Annotated in this window: 1 protein-coding gene; it reads left to right on the forward strand. The window is 57.8% G+C overall.

The window, feature by feature from the left end:
- The coding region (locus QP990_RS12200) for a hypothetical protein (protein ID WP_284799434.1) at positions 1-192 on the forward strand (192 nt) is incomplete at its 5' end.
- Between the last annotated feature and the right edge of the window lie 130 nt (positions 193-322).

Raw genomic sequence — 322 nt, forward strand, 5'->3', positions numbered from 1 at the left:
TCCATCATCACCGTCGGCGACCGCCGCCGCGCCAAGCGAGACGGCCTTGATGATGAAGACTTCTCCTGGATGATTCTCGAGCGAGCCGCCGACAAATCTCACGACGGCACCCTCGATGTCATCGATAACATGCACATGGACGAGTTCAACACGTTCATGCAGGACTGGAGCGAAGGCGGCGACAAAAGCTAGCCTTGGTGAAATCGTCTCCCTCATCGACGCTGTGGACACCGACACCCGATTCGCTATGGCAGTCGAAAGGGAACTCATCGAAGCCGGTATACGCTGGCGGTGGATAAACGACGGCACAGACCGTGTCACG

This window comes from Corynebacterium sp. MSK071 (assembly GCF_030232125.1).
GTDB lineage: Bacteria > Actinomycetota > Actinomycetes > Mycobacteriales > Mycobacteriaceae > Corynebacterium > Corynebacterium kefirresidentii.